Origin of the sequence: Streptomyces europaeiscabiei, from assembly GCF_001550375.1 — a bacterium.
Lineage (GTDB): Bacteria > Actinomycetota > Actinomycetes > Streptomycetales > Streptomycetaceae > Streptomyces > Streptomyces europaeiscabiei.
On record NZ_LRTR01000533.1, the window covers coordinates 1 to 7,406 of the forward strand.

6 protein-coding genes are annotated in these 7,406 nt (G+C 73.2%); 2 read left to right on the plus strand and 4 right to left on the minus strand.

Annotated elements, in window-relative coordinates:
- Nucleotides 1-86: 86 nt before the first annotated feature.
- From AWZ10_RS26450 to xylB, 4 genes are all read right to left on the minus strand, one after another.
- Nucleotides 87-1,385 (minus strand): GAF domain-containing protein, encoded by a 1,299-nt coding sequence (locus tag AWZ10_RS26450; protein WP_060892174.1) that lies wholly within the window; start codon nt 1,383-1,385, stop codon nt 87-89.
- A gap of 125 nt (nt 1,386-1,510) precedes the next feature.
- Nucleotides 1,511-2,110 (minus strand): N-acetylmuramoyl-L-alanine amidase, encoded by a 600-nt coding sequence (locus tag AWZ10_RS26455; RefSeq protein WP_060892175.1) that lies wholly within the window; start codon nt 2,108-2,110, stop codon nt 1,511-1,513.
- A 235-nt stretch (nt 2,111-2,345) separates the two neighbouring features.
- Nucleotides 2,346-3,554 (minus strand): ROK family transcriptional regulator, encoded by a 1,209-nt coding sequence (locus AWZ10_RS26460; RefSeq protein WP_060892176.1) that lies wholly within the window; start codon nt 3,552-3,554, stop codon nt 2,346-2,348.
- Between the two features lie 92 nt (nt 3,555-3,646).
- Nucleotides 3,647-5,092 carry a xylulokinase gene (gene xylB, locus AWZ10_RS26465; protein WP_060892177.1) on the minus strand — a complete coding sequence of 482 codons (1,446 nt, stop codon included), beginning with the start codon at nt 5,090-5,092 and terminating at the stop codon, nt 3,647-3,649.
- Between the two features lie 145 nt (nt 5,093-5,237).
- Between xylB and xylA the strand changes: the two genes are divergently transcribed.
- Together xylA and AWZ10_RS26475 are read left to right on the plus strand one after the other, a co-directional pair.
- Nucleotides 5,238-6,404 carry a xylose isomerase gene (gene xylA, locus AWZ10_RS26470; RefSeq protein ID WP_060892178.1) on the plus strand — a complete coding sequence of 389 codons (1,167 nt, stop codon included), beginning with the start codon at nt 5,238-5,240 and terminating at the stop codon, nt 6,402-6,404.
- Between the two features lie 493 nt (nt 6,405-6,897).
- Nucleotides 6,898-7,185 carry a hypothetical protein gene (locus AWZ10_RS26475; protein ID WP_244172552.1) on the plus strand — a complete coding sequence of 96 codons (288 nt, stop codon included), beginning with the start codon at nt 6,898-6,900 and terminating at the stop codon, nt 7,183-7,185.
- Nucleotides 7,186-7,406 lie beyond the last annotated feature (221 nt).

The following is a 7,406-nucleotide window of genomic DNA, read 5'->3' on the forward strand; positions in this document are numbered from 1 at the left end:
CCCCCCCCCCCCCGCCCCGCCCCGCCCGTCGACCAACTGTGGGGCGCGCCGTACCGGGAGTCCCGGCCGTCACCTGAGGGCACTCCTCAGTGACGCCGAAGGCGCCCCCACCCCGGTGGTGCAGACAGCTCCGATTCCAGCTCGCGCAGCCGGGACCGTACCGCCGGTGTCGGTCGTACGGCGGCGAGCGCCCGCCACACCTCCAGGTCCTCCTCGCCCCAGGGGGCGTGTGCCCAGTCCGCCAGCAGGTCGGGATCGCGGCGGGCTATCAGGGCGGTGCGCAGCCCGTCGGCGAGCCTGTGCCGCAGTCGTACGACGGCCGGGGCCTGGGAACCCGGCAGCAGCGGACCTCCGTACGCCGACGCGGCCGCCGTCACCGCGCCCGTCTCCAACCTCCGTTCCACGACCGACACATCGGACTCGACCAAAACCGTGAGCCGATACGGCCGTGACCCCAGCAACCCGGGCCCGAGCAGCCGCCGCAGCCGGGCCAGTTCGGCCCGCAGCGTCACCGGCGTCACCGACTCGTCCTCGTACAGCGCGCACAGCAACTCGTCGCCGGACAGTCCCTCCGGGTGCCGGGCGAGCAGTACCAGAATCTCGCTGTGCCGGCGGCTGAGCCTGATTTTTCGTCCGCCGACGACCAGTTGGGCCTCGTCGCGGCCCAGAGCCGCCAGTTCGAGTGCGTCGGCCGAAGCCCCGGGTGGGGTGAGCAGCGCGAGCTGGGACTCGGCTGCCCTCGCCACCGCCTGGACGAAGCCGAGACTGTGCGGATGCGCCAGGCCGTCGCCGCCCGTGATGTCGATGGCGCCGAGCACCCGCCCGGTGCGCGGATCGTGCACCGGCGCAGCCGCGCACGTCCACGGCTGCACCCGTCGTATGAAGTGCTCGGCCGCGAAGACCTGCACCGACCGGTCCAACGCGACCGCGGTGCCCGGCGCGTTCGTCCCGACCGCGGACTCCGACCAACGCGCCCCCGGCACGAAGTTCATCCGGTCCGCCCGCCGTCTGGTCGCGGCATCCCCCTCCACCCACAGCAGCCTGCCCTGCGCATCGCACACGGCCAGTAGATGCTCGCCGTCCGAGGCGAACGTGCCCAGCAACTCGCGGACCAACGGCATCACCCGGGCCAGCGGATGCTCCGCGCGGTAGGAACCGAGGTCGCCGTCCGTCAGCTCCACGCGCGCGGTGCCCTCCGGCCCGACACCCGCCCTCGCCGAACGCCGCCACGAGTCCGCCACCACGGACCGCACCGGTCGTGCCACCGTGCCCTGCTGCGTGAAAGCCTCATGGGCGCGGCGCAGCACCCGCACCCGCTCGACGGGGTCGGCTCCCGGCTCCAGAGCCACCCATGGATCGCTCAACTCGGCCTCCCCGGAAAGCATGCACAGCTGGGACCATCGTCACCGCCGAACACACGCCCGACAAGCCGCGCGACCCCGCGGGACGGCGCGGACGGCCTCGGCCCGCGTCGGCCCCGCCGCCCGGGGCGACGTCGGCCCGGACGGCGTCAGGCGGCGTTGACCAGGCGTATGTAGCGGTCCCAGTCCCAGTGAGGCCCCGGATCGGTGTGATCGGTGCCCGGCACCTCGTGGTGGCCGATGATGTGGGCGCGGGTCTTCGGCATGCCGTACATGTCGCAGATCGCCGAGGTGAGAGCCGCCGACTGCTCGTACATGGCGCCGGTGAAGTACTCGGGCCGGTCCACCCAGCCCTCGTGCTCGATACCTATGCTCCGCGCGTTGTACTCCCAGTTGCCCGCGTGCCAGGCGATGTCGCGCTCACGGACGCACTGGGTGACCCGCCCGTCGGCCGACCGGAGCACGTAGTGCGCGGAGACCTGTTTCGCCGGGTTCCAGAAGACGGGCATGGTGTTCTTGTACGTCGTCTGCGTCACGTGGATGATCACCAGGTCGACGGGTTGGCCGGTCGGGCGGTCGGCCGCGGTGTAGTTGGCCGCGCTCGCCGGATCCCACCGGGCGGGCGTGTGGTCGACGGCCGGAGGCTGGGCGTCGGCCTGCGGGCTCGGGAGCAACGTGTAGGGGATCGCGGCGAGGGCGGTGCCCTGCAACAGCCGTCGCCTGCTCGGCAGCGGCCTGGCTCGCTCCATCTGGTCCGCCTTTCAGGGGATGGGATTGATGGGATTCCACTCGGACGTCGTCACTCGAAGACGCGTCCGTGCGTCGAACGGCTGCGCCTCACGTGAATCACGGTACGGCGATTACCGATCGGGCTGTCCGGGCGTGTGGAAAACGGTGGAAAAGCAGCGAGTTGTGGATAACTTCCTCACCCGGAAGGGGGAAGTGGCTGCGCAGGCCCATGAACGATGGTGCGCGGCGGCTGCGTTACCGCCGTACCCCGACCGTCGCCGGATCGTCCAGCACAGCCCGCACCACCGAGTGGGCCGCACCCAGGAGTGGTCCCTCGGAGCCCAGCCGGGACACGGCCACGGCACATGCCGGACCGGCCGTCCGGCGCGCCAACTCCCGTTCCAGCGAGGGCAGCAACCAGGGCGCGAGTGCGGCCAGGGCGCCGCCCAGCACCACGGTCTCGGGGTCCAGCAGATTGACGGCGCCGGTCAGCGCGATGCCCAGTGCCGTGCCGGCGCCGCGCAGGGCCCGGTGCACGTCCTTGTCGCCGGCCGCGGCCCGTTCCGCGAGGAACTCGACACGATGCTCGCCCGGTTCCAGCCCGGCCGCCCGCAGCACGGCCTCCTCACCGGCGTACTGCTCCAGACAGCCGCGGCCACCGCACGCGCAGGCGGGGCCCTCCGGGCGCACGGGCACATGCCCCAGCTCGCCCGCGAAACCACGAGTCCCGCGGAGCAGCCGGCCGTCCACGACCACCGCGCCACCGATGCCGATCTCCGCGGAGACATGCAGGAAGTCCGGCGGTGTGCCGTCGCCGAGCCAGAGTTCGGCGAGGCCGCCGAAGTTGGCCTCGTTGTCCACGGTCACCGGCAGACCGCCGGGCAACAGGGCGCCCAGGTCCGTGTCGTGCCAGTCGAGGTTGGGGGCGCGGACCACGGTTCGGGCGTCGCTCGCCACCAGCCCGGGCACGGCGACCGCGAGCCCCGCCGGCCACAGGCCGTCGCGCTCCGCCTCGGCGACGACCCGCCGGACGAGCTCGGTCAGGTCGCCGATGACCGGCTCGGGCGACCGGCCGCGGTTGGTGCCGTGCCGTACCGCCCGGGCCCGCACCTCACCGCGTAGGTCCACGGCGCAGACCGCGAGGTGGTCGACACCGATCTCCGCGCCGATTCCGGCGGGGCCGCGCCGGCTGAGGGCGAGCGCCGAGCCGGGCCGGCCGACCCGGCCGGGTCGCTCGGGGCCCAGTTCCTCCAGGAGTCCCGAGCGGATCAGCTCGTCCACCAGCGTCGACACGGCGGCCCGGGTGAGGCCGATGCGCGAGGCGACGGCGGCCCGGGACAGCGGTCCCTCGGCGTTGACGGAATGCATGACCCGGGAGAGGTTGCGGCGGCGCATGCCCTGCTGGTTGTCGGGCAGGCGACGGCCGGAGCCGCCCGTGTGGGTCTCGTGCAGCGGTGCGGTCATGCCTCCCCCGGCTCCCGTCGGTGTGTCCTGGTGGGCGTTCTGTAGATCATGCCGGAACCGGATTTTCCCACGTCGGACACCCCCTGGCCCGGTCAGCTGCCGCCCGGTTCACGCTCCAGCAGCGGTGCCGCGTCGGACAGTACCCCGGAGATCCTGGCGAGTGTCTCCTCGTCCCGCTCCACGGCCTCCAGCACCGGCCCCCGGGCGGTGTCCCAGCGGCGGGCGACCGCGGCCGGGTCCTCGCCGGTGAGCAGCCCGGCGGCCTGCGCGGCGGCGCCCAGTGCGACCAGTTCCTTGGCCTCGGGCACCTGCACGGTGCGCCCCGACAGGCGACGCACGGTCTGCTGCCAGGCCGTGCCGCGCGCGCCCCCGCCGATGAGCAGCAGTGGCGCGGAGGTGTCCGCGTCGGCGTCGAGCACCAGGTCGAGGGCGCCGAGCAGCGAGTGGACGGCGCCGTCGTAAGCGGCCTGGAGCAGCTGTCCGCCGGTCGTGTCGTGCCGCAGTCCGTGCAGCAGGCCCGAGGCGTGCGGCAGGGCCGGGGTGCGCTCGCCGTCCAGGTAGGGGAGGAGGGTGACACTCGTGCCGGGCTCGACGGCCTCACGGTCCAGGCCCAGCAGGGCGGCGACCCGGTCTACGGCCTGGGTGCAGTTCAGCGTGCAGGCCAGCGGCAGCCAGCCCCCGTGCGCGTCGGCGAATCCCGCCACCGTGCCGGTCGGATCCGCCGGGCGGTGCCTGGAGACGGCGTACACCGTGCCGGAGGTGCCGAGGCTCAGCACCGGGGTGCCGGGGCGCAGCCCGAGCCCCAGCGCGGCGGCCGCGTTGTCACCGGTACCGGCGGCGACCAGGGTGCCCTTGGCGAAGGGCAGATCGTGGGCGTCCCGTACGGTCCCGGCGACCTCGCCCGGCCGGACCACACGGGGCAGCAGTGCCGGGTCCAGCCCCACCCGGTCGAGGACCTCCGCGTCGTACGCCTCGGTCGCCGACGCCCACCACCCCGTGCCGGAGGCGTCGCCGCGGTCGGTCGTGCCCTGACCGGTGAGGCGTTCGGTGAGGTAGTCGTGCGGGAGGCGCACGGCGGCGGTCGCGCGGACCGCCTCGGGCTCGTTCTCGGCCAGCCAGGCCCACTTCGTGACGGTGAAGGACGGGCCCGGCACACTGCCGGCGCGTTCCGCCCAGGCCTTCGCGCCGCCCAGCTCCTCCACCAGACGGGCGGCCTGCGGTGCCGAGCGCACGTCGTTCCACAGCAGCGCCGGACGGACCGGCTCGCCCTGGGCGTCGAGGGTGACGAGGCCGTGCTGCTGGCCGCCGATCGACACCGCCGAGGCCTCGCGCGCCGCTTCCCCGCACTGGTGCAGCGCCTCGCGCAGCGCGTCCCACCACTGCCGGGGATCGCTCTCCCGGCCCGCGCCGGAGGACACGGTGTGCGGTGCCTGTCCGCTCGCCACCACCCGTCCGGTCGTCGCGTCGACGACCAGGGCCTTGGTGGACTGTGTGGACGAGTCCACACCGACGACGAGCGGACCCTCGGCTGCTGACATCGGGCTCTTCCTCTCACGCGGCTCATGACTGCCGCTGATGCGGCCGACGTCTCGGTCCGGCGACATCTTGCCTTCCCGGAGACGCGTCCGCATACTAATTTGTAAATCGCCATGACGAAATAGTCGGAGCGCAAGGAGCCGCGGCATGAACTACCAGCCCACCCCCGACGACAGGTTCACCTTCGGCCTGTGGACCGTCGGCTGGCAGGGAAGGGATCCGTTCGGCGACGCCACCCGGCGCGCCCTCGACCCGGTCGAATCGGTGCAGCGTCTGGCGGAGCTCGGCGCCTACGGTGTGACCTTCCACGACGACGACCTGATCCCCTTCGGGTCCTCGGACAGTGAGCGCGAGGAGCACATCAAGCGCTTCCGTGCGGCCCTGGACACGACCGGCATGACCGTGCCCATGGCCACCACCAACCTGTTCACGCACCCCGTCTTCAAGGACGGAGCGTTCACTGCCAACGACCGCGACGTCCGCCGGTACGCGCTGCGCAAGACGATCCGCAACATCGACCTGGCGGTCGAGCTGGGTGCCAAGATCTACGTCGCCTGGGGCGGCCGCGAGGGCGCCGAGTCCGGCGCCGCCAAGGACGTCCGGGACGCGCTCGACCGCATGAAGGAGGCCTTCGACCTCCTCGGCGAGTACGTGACCTCCCAGGGTTACGACCTGAAATTCGCGATCGAGCCCAAGCCGAACGAGCCGCGCGGCGACATCCTGCTCCCCACGGTCGGCCATGCCCTGGCCTTCATCGAGCGCCTGGAGCGCCCGGAGCTGTACGGCGTCAACCCCGAGGTCGGCCACGAGCAGATGGCCGGGCTGAACTTCCCGCACGGCATCGCCCAGGCCCTGTGGGCGGGCAAGCTCTTCCACATCGACCTCAACGGCCAGTCCGGCATCAAGTACGACCAGGACCTCCGCTTCGGCGCGGGCGACCTGCGCTCCGCCTTCTGGCTGGTCGACCTCCTGGAGACCGCCGGTTACCAGGGCCCCAAGCACTTCGACTTCAAGCCGCCGCGTACCGAGGACTTCGACGGTGTGTGGGCGTCGGCCGCGGGCTGCATGCGCAACTACCTGATCCTCAAGGAGCGTGCGGCCGCCTTCCGCGCGGACCCGGCGGTCCAGGAGGCTCTGCGTGCCGCACGGCTGGACCAGCTGGCCCAGCCCACGGCCGCCGACGGCCTGCAGGCCCTGCTCGCGGACCGTACGGCCTTCGAGGAGTTCGACGCCGAGGCCGCCGCCGCTCGCGGCATGGCCTTCGAGCAGCTCGACCAGCTGGCGATGGACCACCTGCTGGGTGCGCGCGGCTGATCACGCGCGCGTGGGGAGGCCCTTTCCGCTGACGGGGCAGGGGCCTCCTCCCGCCCCGGCCGGGCTCCGGTCTCGGCCGCCTCCTGTGCCTCCTTCGTTCGATCCCTGCACGGAATTCTCCGGAATCATGCGATCCGGGGCATGAGTCCGTATCAACCTCCGCGCAGGGCTCGCGCCTTGGCCGCTTCGCGGCGACTCTGGTCGTATGGGCATGCCGCCGTCACCGTCCCATCCGCCCCGGCCGCCGGACGGCACACCGCCGTCCGGCAGCGGTGGGTTCGGGCCGCCATCAGGGGGCTACGGCCCGCCGCCGGGCGATCCGGCCGGGGCACACGCACCACCGCCCGGGGGCTTCGGTCCGCCTTCACAGGGTGGTGGCCTGCCTCCTTCGAGGCAGGGTGGTGGCCGGCAGCCCCCGGGTCAGGGCGGGGGCTGCCGGCCACCCGATCCGCCCAGAGGGCCACCTCCCGGCGGGCGCCGCAAGGTCGCGCTCATGGTGCTTGCCGTGATCGTCGCCCTCGGCGCCGTCGTCGCCGTCCTACTCGCGGCCACCGGGGGCGAGGGATCGCCGGACGAGAAGACGCCGGGCGAGACCGGCCGCGGGTCGAGCCCTTCGCCCACCCCGTCCCTGAGCCTCCCGTCCTCACTGCCCAGCGACCTTCCGACGCTGCCCTCGGGCATCCCGAGCGCTCTGCCGAGTGACCTGCCCAGCGAGTTCCCGAGCGAGTTCCCCAGCGACCTTGGCTCCCTCTTTCCGGCCCCGGTCGGCGACGCCGGGTGAGAAAGGCCGCCGAACCGCCGGGCCGAGGTGAGGACGCCCACGCGCGCGTGGACCGCATGTGGCTCCGCGCGGACCGAAGGTCGGCTCCCGCGCGTGCGGCATCCGCCCCGCACGCCCAGGAGGGTGGTCTCACTCGCCCGGACCGGCTTCAGGCGTCGGTTTCGGCGCCGGCCGAAGCCAGCGCCGTCGCCGGATCGTGCGCCGCCGGGCCGGCGGGCGCC